General features: G+C 40.3%; 8 protein-coding genes. All 8 read left to right on the top strand.

What is annotated here, in order from left to right; all coding sequences use genetic code 11:
• Position 1 precedes the first annotated feature (1 nt).
• Complete coding sequence (locus B2107_RS03700) at positions 2 to 3,340, top strand: SusC/RagA family TonB-linked outer membrane protein (RefSeq protein ID WP_293953233.1); 3,339 nt, start codon at positions 2 to 4, stop codon at positions 3,338 to 3,340.
• Between the two features lie 17 nt (positions 3,341 to 3,357).
• Positions 3,358 to 4,887, top strand: coding sequence for a SusD/RagB family nutrient-binding outer membrane lipoprotein (locus B2107_RS03695; RefSeq protein ID WP_293953231.1), 1,530 nt, complete (start codon positions 3,358 to 3,360; stop codon positions 4,885 to 4,887).
• A 141-nt stretch (positions 4,888 to 5,028) separates the two neighbouring features.
• Positions 5,029 to 7,506 carry a phosphocholine-specific phospholipase C gene (locus B2107_RS03690; RefSeq protein WP_293953229.1) on the top strand — a complete coding sequence of 826 codons (2,478 nt, stop codon included), beginning with the start codon at positions 5,029 to 5,031 and terminating at the stop codon, positions 7,504 to 7,506.
• 191 nt (positions 7,507 to 7,697) lie between these two features.
• Positions 7,698 to 8,684 (top strand): LacI family DNA-binding transcriptional regulator, encoded by a 987-nt coding sequence (locus B2107_RS03685; protein ID WP_293953227.1) that lies wholly within the window; start codon positions 7,698 to 7,700, stop codon positions 8,682 to 8,684.
• A gap of 146 nt (positions 8,685 to 8,830) precedes the next feature.
• Positions 8,831 to 11,179, top strand: coding sequence for a GH92 family glycosyl hydrolase (locus B2107_RS03680; protein WP_293953225.1), 2,349 nt, complete (start codon positions 8,831 to 8,833; stop codon positions 11,177 to 11,179).
• A gap of 13 nt (positions 11,180 to 11,192) precedes the next feature.
• Positions 11,193 to 11,912, top strand: a complete 720-nt coding sequence (locus B2107_RS03675) for a basic secretory protein-like protein (RefSeq protein WP_293953223.1) — start codon at positions 11,193 to 11,195, stop codon at positions 11,910 to 11,912.
• 10 nt (positions 11,913 to 11,922) lie between these two features.
• The gene (locus B2107_RS03670) at positions 11,923 to 14,217 is read left to right on the top strand and encodes a GH92 family glycosyl hydrolase (protein ID WP_293953221.1); all 2,295 of its coding nucleotides are present in this window, start codon (positions 11,923 to 11,925) and stop codon (positions 14,215 to 14,217) included.
• Between the two features lie 594 nt (positions 14,218 to 14,811).
• A complete protein-coding gene (locus B2107_RS03665) occupies positions 14,812 to 17,751 on the top strand; it encodes a SusC/RagA family TonB-linked outer membrane protein (protein WP_293953219.1) in 2,940 nt (979 codons plus the stop codon).
• The last annotated feature ends 1 nt before the right edge of the window (position 17,752 follow it).

Raw genomic sequence — 17,752 nt, 5'->3', positions numbered from 1 at the left:
TATGAAAAGAACCAATTACTATTTAAAACTTATGGGAAGTGCGCTGCTCTTTCAGTCGCTCGCACTTCATACCATGGCCTCACAATTTTCTACCAGTGAAGGAATCGGGAAAATCCTCACGCGAATGGAACAGAAATTCAACGTCAAATTTGGTTATGATGCTTCGATCTCGAACCAAAAGATCAATGAAGCCGCTGACCTTGATAAATTGAAAAAGGAGCAAATCGTTCAATTTATCCAGACAATTTCAGACGGAAATCTTGAAGTCAAAAAAATTGATGAGAAGCTTTATGTGATCTCGAGAAAAACAGGAAACGAGACTAAGGTTAAAAACGACAAGCCCGTTTCTAACTTTGCCAAAGAGATCCGAGGTAAGGTTGTCGACCAAGAAACGGGGCAGCCTATTGCCGGAGTTACGGTACGTGTCAAAGGCAGTACACAAGTAACAACGACCGATCAGCAAGGCACTTTTCGATTTGTAAATGTTGCAGACGATGCTATTTTATTGGTCTCCTATATTGGTTATCAAACAAGTGAAGTATCCGCTTCAAATGCTGATGTTATTAAGTTAGGCAAATCTTCCGAAGAGCTTGGTGAAGTTGTTGTAACGGCACTGGGTATAAAGAGAGAACAAAAAGCACTGGGATATGCAACGCAAAGCATTAAAGGTGATGATCTGACGCGTGTAAAGGGGGTTGATGTAGGAACCACATTGACCGGACGTATCTCCGGTGTCCGTGTTTTGAACAGTACGGAGTTTAACAGTACACCCCAAATCCAAGTAAGGGGATTAATACCTATTTTGGTGATCGATGGTGTCGCCTATGAAAACCTTACCCTACGTGATGTGCCGGTAGATAATATCGAAGATATGAACGTGCTGAAAGGTGCAACCGCAACGGCCTTGTACGGTAGCATGGGGGCTGGTGGCGCCATTATGATCACGACAAAAAAGGGACTTGCGGAAAAAGGAACGGAGATATCCGTCAATAGCAATAACATGTTTTTTTCGGGTTATCTAGCCTTGCCGGAAGTACAACATGGGTACTCTTCAGGTGAAGGGGGAAAGTTTAATAATGATGATTATGTGTGGGGAGATAAACTGGATATTGGGCGTTCAGCCAAGCAATGGAATCCACAGACAAAACAACTGGAAGAGATGGAGTTGCTTTCCCGTGGCAAGGACAACTTTAAGAATTTCCTTGAACCGGGATTTATATCCAACAATTCCGTGAGTTTTACCAATCAGGGTGAACACGGAAGTATTAGAACATCGATAAATCATATTTATAACAAAGGGCAATATCCAAACCAAAAGCTGAATATGACAAATATGTCTGTTGCTGGGCAGACTAAGATTAGCGAAAAAGTTGATATAGAAACGCGCCTTGCCTATAACCGTCGTTCAGCAACAAGTAATTTTGGCGCAGGATATAATGATCAGGGATACATTTATAATATTCTCGTGTGGACCGGGCCTGAGTATAATTTACAGGATTACAAAGATTATTGGTTGATTAAAGATCAATCTCAAAATTGGATGTATAAAGCTTGGTATGATAATCCCTATTTAACAGCCTATGAGAAAGTTACCCCTGAGCTGGTCAATAAAATGAACGCTGCCTTGACCTTAAATTATAAGGTTTCTGATTGGGGGAAACTTATGGTGCGTACAGGATACGATTATTATGGACAAAGACGAGAGCAACGCAATCCAATGGGCATTTATGGTACGAGGGGTGGATATTCAGGCTTTGACAGTAAAGGAAAGTATTGGATGCAAAATCAGGATGGCTTTAGTACTACAAATGACGTAATCTTTACAGCGAAAAAGAAAGTCGGTGATTTTGGCTTCGACGGATTATTGGGTGGCGCAATTTTTTATCGACGTGACAATGCTGTTACAGCAGCGACAGTCAATGGCTTGTCGATACCAGGATTTTACTCGCTTCGAAACTCAATTGACCCAGTGTCGACTATTGAAAGTAAAACAAAGGAAATGGTCAACAGTACCTATGGACGACTTTCTATCTCCTGGCGTAATGCTGTTTTTGTAGAAGCGACCGGTCGTAACGATTGGTCTTCGGCTTTATCCAAAGAACAACGTTCTTATTTTTATCCTTCTGTTTCAAGTAGTGTTGTCGTAAGTGATTTAATAGCGAATAAACCTACTTGGTTGGATATGTTCAAGGTCCGTGGGTCTTGGGCGGTCACTAAGACGGTCCCAGTTCCATATGAAATAAATCAGGCTTTTTCAATTAGCAACAATGTTTGGGATGGATTGCCAACGGCTTCCTATCCGAATTCAATTAAGGACTATTCCATATCACCTACGCAGCGCGATTTGACGGAGTTTGGTTTTGATTTTGGTTTATGGAAAAATCGATTCTATGGTAATTATACCCGTTATTATCGTCTGTTACATAATGTAACGACTTATGCGACCATTTCGGGCTCATCAGGCTTTACGTCGCGGTTAATCAATACACAAGAAGAGAAAATGACGAAAGGTCATGAAATCACTTTGGGTACTGCTGCAATCAAAAAAGAAAACTTTCAATGGGATATTATTTTAAATATGTCTCAAAATCTGGAATTCTATCACAAGCTTGATCCTGTATATTCTGCCGACGCATTATATGTTAAAAAAGGAGCTAGAACAGACTATATTACCGTAAAGGATTGGGAGCTCTCTCCTGATGGGCAAATCGTTAACAATGCCTCCGGTATGCCGATATCTGCAAAATATGCTGCTCAGTTGTACGGTTATACTGCACCGAAATGGTTCGGTGGTTTGACAAATCAATTTCGTTATAAAGACTTCTCGCTTTCTTTGAGTGTTGACGGTCGAATAAAAGGAATGTCTTATTCAGGTATGAACGCTCGTTTATGGCAGACTGGTGCGCATCCTGATTCAGACAATCCATATCGTTACGAAGAGGTCGTTAATGGTAATAAAACGTTTGTTGCACCTGGTGTGAAGATCGTTTCAGGAGGTGTTACGTATGATAAATACGGACAAATTGCAGAAGACACGCGTGTTTTTGCAGACAATGATAAAGTAGTTTCTTATGAGACCTATTGGAAATCTGCGTATTCTGGAAGACGTAATTATTGGGATGAGACATTTATTAAACTTCGCGAGCTATCGCTTAATTACCGCGTCCCTGAGAAATTAGCCTCTAAATTCAAAGCGAAACGTGCCAGTGTCGGTGTTACTGGGCAGAATTTGCTTCTTTGGACAAAAGAATACCGTTTTTCTGATCCAGATGTAGGTTCAGAAGATTTGAACTCACCATCGATGCGTTACATAGGTTTTAATTTAAATGTAACTTTCTAAAAACCAGTGAAATTAAGATGAAAATGAAAAAAATGTGTATATATATTGCCATGGGGAGTTTAATCTCATTGGCAAGTTGTTCAAAATTTGATGAGATAAACACGAATCCGGAAACTCCTGTTCAAGTGAATTCTTCGATGTTAGCGACTCGTATCATATTAAATTTAGCGAACCAGCCTACTCAGAAATCATTTATGCAGCCCTATTTATTAACAAAGGAGATTGCATGGACGGAATTAGTTGAAGGGTATCAATATAACGGATTCGGTGAAGGGAGTATATCGATGAATGCAATCAATGATGCTCACTTTATGGGACAGTATGCTTCGACAGATGTGTTAGCAAATTCCTACAATGGATTAATGTATTTCGCTAGGGCTGTAAAATTTTATGAGGCTACCATGAGTGTTGGAGATATACCTTATAAAGAAGCATTAAAAGGGGAGTCTGACAAAACATATTTTCCAAAATACGACAGCCAAAAGGAAGTCTTTTTGGGTATTCTTGATGAATTAGAAAAAGCAGATCAGCTTTTTGCAAGCGGAGCAAAATTTGCAGGCGATCCGATGTATGGTGGAGATATAACAAAATGGAGAAAGCTCGTCAACAGTTTTGCGTTAAATGTACTGATCCAATTGAGCAAAAAGGAAGCTGATGCAGACTTGAATTTAAAGGGACGGTTTCAATCGATTCTAACGAACAAGCCTATATTCACAGCGAATGCCGATAATTTTCAGTTAGTACGCTCGGATAAAAGTGGTCAAACCTATCCTTTTTATAAAATCAGTAATAGTTTCGTTATTTATCCCGTTGTGTCTACGGAGATTATCGATCGTTTGAAGCAGTATCAAGATAGAAGGCTATTTTTCTATGCAAATCCATCGGCTTTGCAAATTGCCAATGGCAAGCAAGTGAGTGATTTCGATGCATATGTTGGTATTGATCCATCATTGGCATTTGGCGATATTGCGGACTTGAAGAAGAAAAACGACTATTCTAAATTGAATGATCGCTATACCGAGCTAGTAAGTGGCGAACCGACACAACAGTACAGCTATGCGCATCTATGTTTTGTAATTGCTGAAGCAGCTGCAAGAGGATGGGTTACAGAGTCTTCAGTCAATTGGTATAAAAAAGGTATTGAGTCAGCAATGAAATTCATTGCTGAAAACACCCCAAATACGAGCCAATACACACACAATATGCCTTTGGATGGGTCCTATATCGCCAGTGCTACTGCTTCCTATGGTAATCAATTCCCTGCTACTAAAGAAGGGCAGATTGAGGCAATTATGACGCAAAAGTATTTAGCTAGTTTCTTGCAAGGACGAATAAATCCCTATTACGATTATCGTCGTACAGGTTACCCAAAATGGAAAATCAATCCAGCATCTAGTTTAAATGCGGATGATCCAACCAAAATACCAGTTCGTTGGCGCTATCCAGCCAGTGAGTACAACTATAACGGACAAAATCTGGATGAAGCACTCGCCCGCCAATATGGGGGTAAGGATGAGATCAACCAATTGATGTGGCTTTTGAAATAGACCATTTGTAAAAACAATCCCCGTAGATGAGATCAACCGTTTGCGGGGATTGTTTGTTAAAAACGTTACATAAAAAAAGGTGGCGAATGAATATATTCGCTGAAGACCATTGAATTCAGTAAAGAGACTACAAATTTATTTATGGATAGCAGAAGAGATTTTATAAAGAAGGCATCCTTTTTAGCCGGAGCTTTTGGTTTGCAAAGTGTCATGCCAGATGCGATACAGCGTGCCCTGGCAATTGAACCTGTAACAGGAAGTACCTTTTTAGATGCCGAACATATTGTCTTATTAATGCAAGAGAATCGTTCTTTTGACCATAGTTTTGGGACACTTCGTGGGGTTCGTGGATTTAATGATCCACGGGCGATTAAACTGCCTGATGGCAATCCCGTATGGCTGCAGTCGTCGGCTGCGGGTAAGACCTATTCGCCGTTTCGACTGGATATCAAAAATTCAAATGCTGCCTGGACCGGAAATCTACCACATTCCTGGGAAAATCAGATGGCAGCCCGTAATCAGGGAAAACATGATAACTGGATCGAAGCGAAGCGTCCAGGAGGAAAGGTCCTGAAAGAGATTCCTTTGACGATGGGTTATTATACGCGTGAGGATATTCCTTTTTATTATGCATTAGCTGATGCCTTTACCATCTGTGACCAGCACTTCTGTTCCTCTATCACAGGTACAACAACCAATAGGCATTTCTTCTGGACTGGGACCTGTGTGCCACATAAAGGGGCGAAGCCATTGGTGCGGAATTCAGATATCTATTTTAACCGTTGGGCGCACTGGAAGACTTTTCCTGAGCGTTTGGAGGAAGCGGGGATCTCCTGGAAAGTCTACCAGAATGAAGTGAGCATAGAAAGTGGCTTAGACGGTGAGGATCTGTTGGGAAATTTCACGGACAATAATTTGGAGTGGTTTGCGCAATATCATATTGAATTCAAGAAAAGCCATCTTGATTTTATGCGTAAACGTGTGGCAGAATTACCAGCGGAGATTCAAGAACTAGAAAAGGCATTAGCGAATAATAGCTCTGAGAGTGTCCAGAAAACAAAGAATAAGCTTAAGCAGAAGCAGGAGCAGCTGAATAGCTACCAAAAACATTTGGCACGTCTTACGGATCATGCTTTTCAGCAGCTTCCTAAAGAGCAGCGTGCCTTGCATGAAAGGGCTTTCCAGACGAATGAGGGTGATTCTTTCTATCGCGAGACAAGCGTAGTGACACATGAAGGTGAAAAGATTAGAGTTCCTAAAGGAGATGTTTTACATCAATTTAGACATGATGTGAAATCTGGAAAGTTACCCGCAGTGTCTTGGCTTGTAGCACCACAAAGCTTCTCAGATCATCCGAGCGCCCCTATGTACGGTGCTTGGTATGTATCGGAGCTTTTGAATATTCTGACAGAGAATCCAGAAGTCTGGAAGAAAACCATTTTTATTCTGAACTATGATGAGAATGATGGTTATTTTGACCATATTCCTCCTTTTGTAGCGCCTAATCCAGCAGATAGTAGTTCCGGAAAAACTTCGGCGGAATTAGATTATAGTGATGAATATGTGAGTTTAGCAAAGGAGCTTGCCGATGGTGAAGAAAAAGATAATGCAACGGAAGGCCCAGTGGGGCTCGGTTATCGCGTACCTTTGATTGTGGCGTCCCCTTGGTCAAAAGGCGGTTGGGTCAATTCGGAGATTTGCGATATCACATCGACGATTCAGTTTATGGAGCATTTCTTTGAGAAAAAGTTGGGCAAGCATGTGAAAGAGGAGAATATCAGTTCGTGGCGCCGGGCCATTACAGGTGATTTGACATCGATATTTCGGAAAGCTGAGGGAGCGAATGCTGTTGATTTGCCTTTTCTTGATCGGAATCAGCAGATCTATGCGATTGATCAGGCGAAATCGAAACCGCTACCTAATAATTTTCATGTTTGGTCGAAAGAGGATGCCGCAGGATTACGGTCTAAAGGTCATTCAACTTTACTGGCAAGACAGGAGAAAGGTCAGAAAAACTCCAGCGCGTTGGCTTACGAACTTTATGTCAAAGACTCTTTTGCTAAGGAACACAATCAGATTCATCTGACACTAGAAGTTGGCAATAAGTTATTTGGTAGTAAATCGCTAAACAGTCCTTTTAATGTCTATAGTGGACCGAGCTATAAGGAAGGTGTGAAATTTTGGCCTTTTGCAGTTGTTGCTGGTCAGGAGCTGAGCTTTGGGTGGAATTTGGCCGACTTTAAAGATGGGCAGTACGATCTGACGGTATATGGCCCAAATGGGTTTATGCGGACATTTAAAGGACAAGAGGAGCCATTAACTGTTCAAGCAACTTATGAAATCGGAAAGAAGGGCCAGTTGACAGGCAATCTTCTGCTGGAGGTCCATAACAAAGGGAAAAAATCATTTCAAGTACATGTAGAAGATAACGCTTACAGCACCTGGAAGAAATCTAGTGTACTTGCCGAAGGAATGTCTATCAAATGGATTGTGGAATCCCACAAAATCCATGGTTGGTATGATGTGACTGTACATGCGGCGGATACCAAATTTGTACGTGAGTTTGCCGGTCGCGTCGAGACTGGAAGCCATTCGAAGACTGACCCGCAGTTGGGGTGATGTTTTGCCAATCTACATGTAGTCAGAAATATCTTTTGGGGTAAAGGAGCCTTTGTTTGTTATTCATTGTCAGTCTAATTCTTTTGTATAATAATGAGCGGAATGTTAATTTATTGTCTGCTATCAATTGTAATTTCCGATATGTTCATATTTATTTTCTAATTTCACCTTAATTTTATGAAAATGCTTTTATGGCCAAATCAATTAAAGAAATTGCACAGGAGCTCAATGTTTCTAAATCCACTGTTTCATTAGTCATTAATCACAAAGCCGAGCGAGCTCGCATTAGCAAGGGATTGGAAAGCCGCGTACTTGCATATGTTGAAAAAGTTGGTTATAAGCCTAATGCGCTTGCAAAGAGTTTAGCAACAGGGCGATCAAATACCATTGGTCTTATTGTGGAAAATATTGGGGATTCTTTTTTTGGGCCATTTGCCTTGTATGTGGAGGAATTATTCCGAAAAAAGGGTTATCACGTCCTCTACAGTAGTACTCTTGGAAATTCACAAAATGCGCGGGATATCATCGATTCAATGTTGGAAAAGAAGGTGGAGGGGATAATTTTAGCCCCAACAGTAGATCTGGAAGCATATCAGCGAAAAATATTGGAACATAGGGTTCCACTAGTAGTTTTTGATAGAAATTCTCCAGATGTGGAGACCCATTATGTACACATTGATAATGACGTTAGTGCAAAAAAAGCCTGCGATCATTTGAAATCTATCGGTTGCAAAGATTTTGGATTAGTAACCATCGATTCCGATCAGCCACAAATGCTGGCGCGGAAGGGTGCCTATTTGGATTTTTGTGATGCCAACGGTATGGAGCCTCGCATCCTGCAATTACCCTATCAAGAGCTGAAGCAAAAGGGAGGGCGTATGTTGAGAAATTGGGCAGCGAAGCAGACTGGGTTAGATGGTCTCTTTTTTACAACAAATTATCTCTGTATCCTCGGGTTGAAAGCACTGCGGCCAGCGGATGAAAATCACTATACGTTTCCGATGCTTTCTTTTGATGATCATGAGCTGTTTGATATTTTAAACCCTAAAATTTCCTGTATACAACAGCCATTAGAACCTTTGGCTAAAACTTGTGTGAAAGTTTTGTTGAAGGAAATAGATCAGGGGATATCCAAGCCGAAAGAATATCTTATTGCAACCAAATTGATCAAACGATAGAATGCGATGGTGAATGGGTATGTAACAGTAGAATTGTAAAAATCATAAGACGCGCCTATTGAATTTCAGGTCGTTATTTTGATTTAATATTCTTTTTTATATCTTTACTAATACGTTTTAGTAGAAATTTTTATATATCCTAAATAATGAAGAAATCTTTAAGTGTTTTTCTAGGGTCTTTATTGTCTTTTGGTTTGTTTTGCGCAAAACCGGTTTTGGCTCAGAAATTTAGAGGACAGCAAATGGATGCTGTCGATCTTGTTAATCCATTAATGGGTACCGAATCCAAATTTGAGTTGTCCAATGGAAATACCTATCCCTCAATAGCGCGGCCTTGGGGAATGAATATGTGGACTCCGCAAACGGGGAAAAATGGTGATGGATGGCAGTATCAATATACCGCTGATAAGATCCGTGGTTTGAAACAAACGCACCAACCATCGCCTTGGATGAATGATTATGGCGTCTTTTCTATTATGCCGGTTACTGGAAAGCCTGTCTTTGATCAAGATGAGCGTGCGAGCTGGTTTTCACATAAAGCTGAGATCGTAAAACCTTATTATTATTCGGTCTATCTCGCAGATCACGATGTCACTGCGGAAATGACACCAACTGAACGAGCAGCTATGTTTAGGATTTCGTTTAATAAGACAGACGACGCTTATATCGTGTTGGACGCGTATGAAAAGGGATCTGAAGTTCAGATTATTCCTGAAAAAAATATGATTATAGGCTATTCTTCGAAATATGCACGCGGCCCACTGCCTGCAAATTTTAAGAATTATTTTGTTTTGGTTTTTGATCAACCTTTTGCAAGTGTTGCTACTTGGGAAGGCAAAGAGAAAAAGGATGGGCAGCTTCAGATCAAAGGCGACCACACTGGTGCAATCGTCGGATTTAAGGTAAAAGATAAAACGAAACCCGTTCAGGTGAAAGTGGCATCCTCCTTTATCAGTGCCGAACAAGCCTTTTTAAACTTAAATGAGCTAGGTAACAAATCTTTCGATCAAATAAAAGAAGACGGACGTCAGATCTGGAACTCCACGTTAGGGAAGATTAAAGTAGAAGGCGACGATATTGATCAACTGCGTACATTTTATTCGACCATGTATCGGACTTTATTTTTCCCGAATAAATTGTATGAAATTGATGCGCAGGGTAAAGCTGTACATTACAGTCCGTATAACGGAAAAACACTTCCTGGCTATCTATTTGGAGGAACAGGTTTTTGGGATACGTTCAGAGCGTTATATCCATTCTTAAACTTGATGTATCCTTCTATCAATAAGGAAATGCAGGAAGGTCTCTTAAATGCTTACTTGGAGGGCGGTTTCTTACCTGAATGGAGTAGTCCTGGATATGCGGATATCATGGTAGGAAATAACTCTGCTTCGGTAGTGTCAGATGCTTACATGAAGGGATTACGTGGTTATGACATCAATACGCTGTATGAAGCGTTGCAGCATGGAGCCAATAACGAGGGACCAATGAGTGCTGTAGGTAGAAAGGGTGTTGATTACTATAATAGCTTGGGCTATGTGCCTTATGACGTTAAAATCAATGAAAATGCGGCGCGTACCTTGGAATATGCTTACGACGATTTTACAATTTATCAATTAGCAAAAGCGTTGAACCGTCCGAAGGCTGAAATAGATCTCTATGCGAAGCGTGCACAGAACTACAGGAACCTGTTCGATCCGTCAACCAATCTTATGCGCGGGAAAAATAAAGATGGCAAATTCCAATCTCCTTTTAATCCATTGAAATGGGGGGATGCGTTCACAGAAGGAAACAGCTGGCATTATTCGTGGAGTGTGTTCCACGATGTTCAGGGATTGATTGACTTAATGGGCGGAGAAAAAACTTTTGTGAGCATGTTGGATTCGGTATTTGTTCAGTCTCCAGATTTCGATGATAGTTATTATGGTGGTATTATCCATGAAATTCGCGAAATGCAAGTTGCCAATATGGGACAGTACGCGCATGGTAATCAGCCAATTCAACATATGCCGTATCTCTACAATTATGCTGGTCAACCTTGGAAAACGCAATATTGGTTGCGTCAAGTGATGGACCGCATGTATAAGCCTACACCTGATGGCTATTGTGGTGACGAAGATAATGGTCAAACCTCGGCGTGGTATGTTTTTTCAGCTTTAGGATTTTATCCTGTTTGTCCAGCGACAGATGAATATGTGCTCGGAGCGCCATTATTTAAAAAGGCGACGTTAACGTTTGAAAATGGTAAGAAATTGACCATTAATGCTCCTAAAAACTCTAGTGAAAATGTATATGTAAATGCATTGCAAATGAACGGTAAGGATTATGGGAAAAACTGGTTAAGTCACAAAGCTTTGCATGAAGGTGGGACACTACATTTTGATATGGAGGCAAAACCTAACTATACGAGGGGATCGTCCAAAAATGCTGCGCCATATTCAATGACAACAGACTTGCAAATAAATAATAAGGTGAAAACCAATAAAAAGAAATAATCACTGTGCTATTATGAATTTTAAAAAATTAAAAGGCGCTGCTATCCTATTTGGATTGTTGTACTCAAGTGGGATTTTCGCACAGGACAACTGGAAGCATACTGAAAATGACCGTAAGGTTGCGGTGGATGTGGACAGTATCAGCAAAGGTGGCTTTACATTGATTTGGATTAATAAGGACAAAGATTTTAGTCCATCATTAAAAGATCGACTCATTTCGGCTTATTTTGAAAACTACCCCAAACTGGCGAAGAAATATAATAAAAAGACTATAAAAAAGGTATCTTTTGTAATTGATCCGGACTACAAAGGTGTAGCAGCTACAGCGGGTGGGATTGTTCGTTATAGTCCAGCCTGGTTTGCTAAAAATCCAGGGGATATTGATGTGGTTACCCATGAGGTCATGCATATTGTACAAGCATACCCCGATGGGGCCGGTCCGTGGTGGATTACGGAGGGGATAGCCGATTTTGTGCGATTTGATGACGGAATAGACAATGCGGGAGCAAATTGGAAGCTGCCAGAATATAACGAAAAGCAGAAATACACCGATTCTTATCGCGTCACTGCACGATTCCTTTACTGGATTAACACACATGTAAAGAAGGATTTTGTCAAAAAATTGGATTCGGCAATGCGTAGCAATAGCTATAGTGATGCTTTTTGGAAAGTAGAGACAGGTAAAACTATTGATGAGCTATGGGCGGATTACATAAAAAATCCTACTATATAATCCATAAGCGATGAATATAAAAAGTTTAGTCTTTTTGGGATTAATTAGTGTCCCATATCTATTAAAGGCACAAAAAACCAAATTAGTTCAGTATGTCAAACCGCTCATCGGTACGGCAAGAATGGGACATACTTTTCCAGGAGCGACAGTTCCTTTTGGCGCGGTGCAATTGAGTCCGGATACCGATACTTTATCGTATGCAGTGAACGGCCGGTATAATGGTGATGTTTATAAATATTGTGCCGGCTATCAGTATGATGATCCTACGATTGTGGGATTTAGTCATACGCATTTTAGCGGTACCGGTCATTCCGATCTTGGTGATATACAGATTATGCCTACCCAAGGTAAAGTTCAGTTAAATCCAGGTACAGCTGATCGTCCTCAAGACGGTTATCGATCTCCATATAGCCATACAAACGAATTGGCCGAAGCCAATTATTACCGTGTTTTACTGGATAAACATCAGATTAAAGCAGAGTTGACCACGACCACGCGAGTGGGCATACATCGATATACTTTCAATCAGTCTGATGCGTCACATCTCATTGTTAATTTAACTGCGGGGATCTATAATTACGAAGGAAAAAATGTTTGGACTGTTGTGAAAGTACTGAACGATTCTACGTTAGTTGGATACCGTCAGACAAACGGTTGGTCCAGGACACGTACAGTGTACTTTGCCATAAAGACATCAAAAGCTTTTAAAAACTATGGGGCCAAGTATGAAGATGGAAAACCTGTGTATAATGGTTTCTGGCGTAAGTTTGATCAACAAAACAATTTCCCTGACCTTGCAGCGCACAATATTAAGCTACACTTGGATTTCGATACAAAAGAACAAGAGGCCATCCTTCTGAAAGTAGCTTTAAGTCCAGTAAGCATGAAGAATGCATTGGCCAATATGGAGGCTGAGGCTCCCGACTGGAATTTTGATCGGTACGTGAAGAAAGGCCAGGAGGCTTGGGAAAAGGAACTGCATAAGATAGAAGCTGAAATGTTGAACAAGGAAGATCTTGTCAATTTTTATACTGCCATGTATCATGCCAGCTTAATGCCAACGGTATATATGGACGTTAATGGTGAGTATAAGGGCTTGGATCAGGAGGTGCACCGCGCCAAAGGTTTTACGAATTATACCTCTTTTTCGCTATGGGATACATTTCGGGCTTTTCATCCCTTGTTGAATTTAATCAACCCTTCCCGTAATGCAGATATTGTGGCATCCATGCTGGCTCATTATGACCAGAGTGTATTGAAGATGTTGCCCATCTGGTCGCATTATGCGAATGACAACTGGTGTATGAGCGGCTATCATTCGGTGTCTGTTATTGTCGATGCAATACTTAAGGGCGTTTATAAAGGCGATGCGGAAGCGGCATTAGCGGCTTGCGTACAAACAGCAAATACACGTCAGTATGAGGGTATCGGTGCTTATATTGACAAGGGGTATGTTCCTTCAGATGTATCGGGAACATCAGTTTCTAATACATTGGAATATGCGTATGATGATTGGTGTATAGCGCAATTAGCGAAAAAATTAGGGAAAGACGATATTTACGCGACTTTTTCCAAAAGAGCTGAGAGCTGGAAATCACTCTATGATTCCTCCATTGGATTTATGCGCCCTAAGGATTCAGCGGGTAAATTTCAGGAGAAATTTGATGTGCTAGATACTCATGGACAGGGATTTATTGAAGGTAATTCATGGAATTACAGTCTTTATGTACCGCATCAGCCTACCAAAATGATGGCAGTCATGGGAGGTAAGCAGCGTTTAGAGACTTATTTGGATTCTCTCTTTACTATGGAATTACCCGATAAGTATTTTGAGCATACAGAGGATATTACGCGAGATGGTATTATCGGAAATTACGTGCATGGAAATGAGCCTTCCCATCATGTGGCTTATTTATACAACATCACCAAGAGTCCTTGGAAAACTCAATCACGTGTCAGACAAATCATCCGAAATCAGTACCATAATGGTCATGCGGGATTAGGTGGTAATGACGACTGTGGACAGATGTCGGCCTGGTATCTATTTACTGCACTAGGTTTTTATCCGGTGGCGCCTGGGGAAGATAGTTATTGGATTGGCAGTCCTTTGGTCAAATCGGCCAAGGTTAATTTTGAAAATGGGCGTACGCTTTCCATAGTTGCCCGTAATCAGTCTGAGAAGAATGTTTACGTTAAATCCGTTTCTTTAAATGGGCGAAAATTAGCTGATTTGCGATTACCTTATCGTAGCATTATAGATGGCGGTGAATTAATCTTCGAGATGAGTAATAAACCGAATAGATAAGAGTAAAAGATAAAATCCTATAATGCACACCCCTCCTTTACGAGGGGTTTTTATTTTTCCTGCGGTCTGAAGGGATAGTGCTATCCACTTACTAGTCATTTAAGTACGAAGCTGTTCATTCGTTTTTTGATTCATGTGCAGAATGACGTTACAATTTGAAAAAAAATTAATTGAATCTGTCATTTTAGCAAAATCATATTTTATTAGTGTAAAAAACCAGTTTTTGAGCTATAAATTGCTTAATGTTAATTACTAAACCAGTTTAGCAAACGGAAAAAATAACGCATAAAGTTTTTTTTTCTCATTTTTCTATATATCTTCATTATAACCAAGTGAGATAAGTGTAGACCAATTAAGCAAACCGATCCGTTTTAACATTCCATTATGTTGTGTTATGCTAAAACGTTTTTATATTTTATACTTAAAACCTTAAATTATGATATTAATTCTATTTGATACCGCATAATATAAATTTTTGAGAGGAATCGACCAATTTTCCTATCTCGAAAAATCAGTAAATTTCGCCTTATTTTTTAGGTGATTTTAACCAGTAATAGTAGAAAAGTAAAAATAACCTAATTATATATCATTTATATGTACATGATTAAAAAGAGGTATTTGGATAGGCTTATTCTTTTAGGGTGGTCCTGTGCCTGTTATTCTTTTGCTTTTGGTCAAGATAAGGTGTTATCACCGTCCGATAGTCTTAAGCTTCAGATTGGAACTTCGAAATTGGATTCTATATTTCAGATTAAAACTAGCCAAGTAAATCCAGTAGAACTAAAGAAACAAGCTTTATTACCTTATTCTTCCCTGCAGCAATACCTAAAAGGAAATAACACTGGACTGTACGTTACTGAGCCGTCCGGCGAATCAGGCACTAAGCAGCCCATGTACTTTCGAGGCATCTCGAGGCCATTGTTTTCTGATATTGACGTATTTCAAAATCAGCCATTGGTTGTTGTAGATGGAATTCCTTTGGTCGGAGAACACCCCTTTGCTTACGCCGTACAAACGTATAATCTCGAGCGTATTGGGCCTGCGACCAATCTATTTGCAAATATTAATATCGATATGGTAAAGTCCATTGAAGTATTAAAAGATGTCGCTGCGGTGGCGATGTATGGTCCTAATGCTGCAAATGGAGCTATCGTCGTTCGTACGAAAGAGTATAAGGCCGATAAAAGCAACCGGATAGCGATCAACATGTATACGGGATTGGCTGATCGTCCACATGTCACAACGATCAATGGTGAATACGAAAACAAATTCAGAAAGCAATTTTATGATTTATATACCTCCAACGGCAAGTATGATGATGGAGATTCTTATCCAGTGTATTTGAGTGACTCGCTTAATATGAATTATTTTGGGAGATCCGATTGGACCGATTCTTATTACAATAGTGGTTTAGTATACAATTTGAATGCAAATTTATCCGGTGGTGGGCCACGTGCAAATTTTCAATTTGCAGCGGGCTCAACACAGGATAAGGGTGTGTCCGACCAGGTAAAATTGAATAAGTATTATGCCTTGTTTGGCCTGAATATGCGACCGATGACTTGGTTAACGTTCTCTATGCAGGCAAATATCACTCGACTCGATCGAAATCGCAACCTGAATCTGCGGGATAGATTTGCCCAGTTGGCCTATTTCCCAGATTTGTCTGCGCCTTTGTCACCTAATAAGGAGGTCTACAACGAGTACCTGAGCTATTATAAAAAAGGCTTTGATAATAACAAGACGAACGTTGTGCAGGGGTATGGAAAGCTGCAATTTGATTTTGGAAATTTTCATTTTCTTTCAACAGGAATGCTCGATTATAATGAGGGGTATCGGGATCAATTCTACCACAGTAAGTTGATGGAATCCAATAATTTTGCTTCAAACTACTATGGTTATAATCAGCGGGCGGTATTTGACAATAAAGCTCTTTATGATTGGAATATTAATGAAAGCCATACGTTAAACCTATTGGTTGGCAATAGTTTGCAATGGGATACTTATCGCTACAACTATGCTTATGCTTATAAAGGTGTAAATGATTTTATTAAAGTGAATCTGTTGGAAGACGATGCGCTGAAATCAAATTATCTCGAAGCGACGGCGTATCCAAAAGCGCTTATCTTTAAGTTTTTAGATCGCATCCGTCATAACCTGGTCTCATTTTATGGAAAAGCAACTTACAATTATGAGGATAAGGTCGAAACATCGCTATTGCTTCGCTCTGACGGATCCTCTAATGCGCAACCGGATGCCCGCTGGGTTTTTACGCCGTCCTTGTCGGTAAATTGGAATATTAAAAATAGCTACTTTACGACCAATACTGACCTGAAAGATCTTACCGCCCGTTTTAGTGTCGGACGTATCGGCCTAAACAATGTGTTTGATGATTTTGCGCAAGGGCCTAATTATGTCGCTCAAATGGGATTTACGGGAAATCAGCTTATTGCTGGCTATAATGCGATTGCAGGGTTGGTACGGCCGTATGAATCGGGGTGGGTTGGTTATCATATTCCATGGGCTTATATAGACCAGGGTAATTTGGGTTTGGACTATGCGAATACACAGAAAAATTTTTATGTTTCACTGGATGTTTATTTGAAACAGACGAAGAACCAGCTAATTAATATTCCTTCATATAGCGAGTATGGCTATAAATCGAGCTATGCAGCTGGGATGAATGTTCAGAATATCGGTGCTGAATTGACTGTTGGACTAGATCCCATTCAATCCGATAATTTTAAGTGGTCTACAGCGCTCAATGTATCCCATAATCAGAATAAATTGAAGGCATTACCGAACGGTCTCGATAGGCTGGTTATCGGTAATAATCTTTTGGAGGTTGGCAAACCCTTAGACCAATATTGGCTGCTTTCCAACGACGGTATTTACAAAACTGATGCTGATGTGCCTCAGGGAATGACTTATAATGCGATTCAATTGCATGCAGGTGATCCGATATGGAAGGATCTAAATGGTGATAATATGATCAACGATGAAGATCGGAAACTGCAGGGCCATCGCTTGCCTGCTGTTTTTGGCAATTGGTACAACAATTTTGTCTTTGGCAAATGGGACCTGGGGGTGAACATGTATTATAATCTTGGTCGGGAACTCATCAATCAGGAAATGGCCAATCGTTTTGATTTTATCAATAATGAAGGTGCGAAAAGCCTAGACGCAATCAAGGAGATCACCTATTGGGAAAAAAGAGGGGATTATGGCAAATATCCCTTGTATAATCCTTGGAGTACGGTTATTGCTTATCAGGCCGATCAAGACCTTTTCCTAGAAAATGCCTCCTTTCTTAAAATACGGGCGATCACGCTGGGCTATAACTTAACATCTCTTTTGGCAGGCCGGAATCAAGCTATCAAAAATGCTTATGCTTATGTGTCTGCTAATAATGTTGCTACAATTACATCTTACAGTGGTGTAGATCCTGAGATCGTGGATTATACGGGTTATGATATTGGATCAAAAATGAGGATACCACGGATATATACGGTAGGAATAAAAGTTGACTTTTAAA

It is taken from the genome of Sphingobacterium sp. UBA7855 (genome assembly GCA_002500745.1).
GTDB lineage: Bacteria > Bacteroidota > Bacteroidia > Sphingobacteriales > Sphingobacteriaceae > Sphingobacterium.
This window is presented reverse-complemented; position numbering and strand designations above follow the sequence as displayed.

Bases quoted from the DNA above. Each gene is read 5' to 3' on its own strand.
- B2107_RS03665 (WP_293953219.1), top strand. From the start codon at position 14,812: ATGTACATGATTAAAAAGAGGTATTTGGATAGGCTTATTCTTTTAGGG.
- B2107_RS03700 (WP_293953233.1), top strand. From the start codon at position 2: ATGAAAAGAACCAATTACTATTTAAAACTTATGGGAAGTGCGCTGCTC.
- B2107_RS03695 (WP_293953231.1), top strand. From the start codon at position 3,358: ATGAAAATGAAAAAAATGTGTATATATATTGCCATGGGGAGTTTAATC.
- B2107_RS03680 (WP_293953225.1), top strand. From the start codon at position 8,831: ATGAAGAAATCTTTAAGTGTTTTTCTAGGGTCTTTATTGTCTTTTGGT.
- B2107_RS03670 (WP_293953221.1), top strand. From the start codon at position 11,923: ATGAATATAAAAAGTTTAGTCTTTTTGGGATTAATTAGTGTCCCATAT.
- B2107_RS03675 (WP_293953223.1), top strand. From the start codon at position 11,193: ATGAATTTTAAAAAATTAAAAGGCGCTGCTATCCTATTTGGATTGTTG.
- B2107_RS03685 (WP_293953227.1), top strand. From the start codon at position 7,698: ATGGCCAAATCAATTAAAGAAATTGCACAGGAGCTCAATGTTTCTAAA.
- B2107_RS03690 (WP_293953229.1), top strand. From the start codon at position 5,029: ATGGATAGCAGAAGAGATTTTATAAAGAAGGCATCCTTTTTAGCCGGA.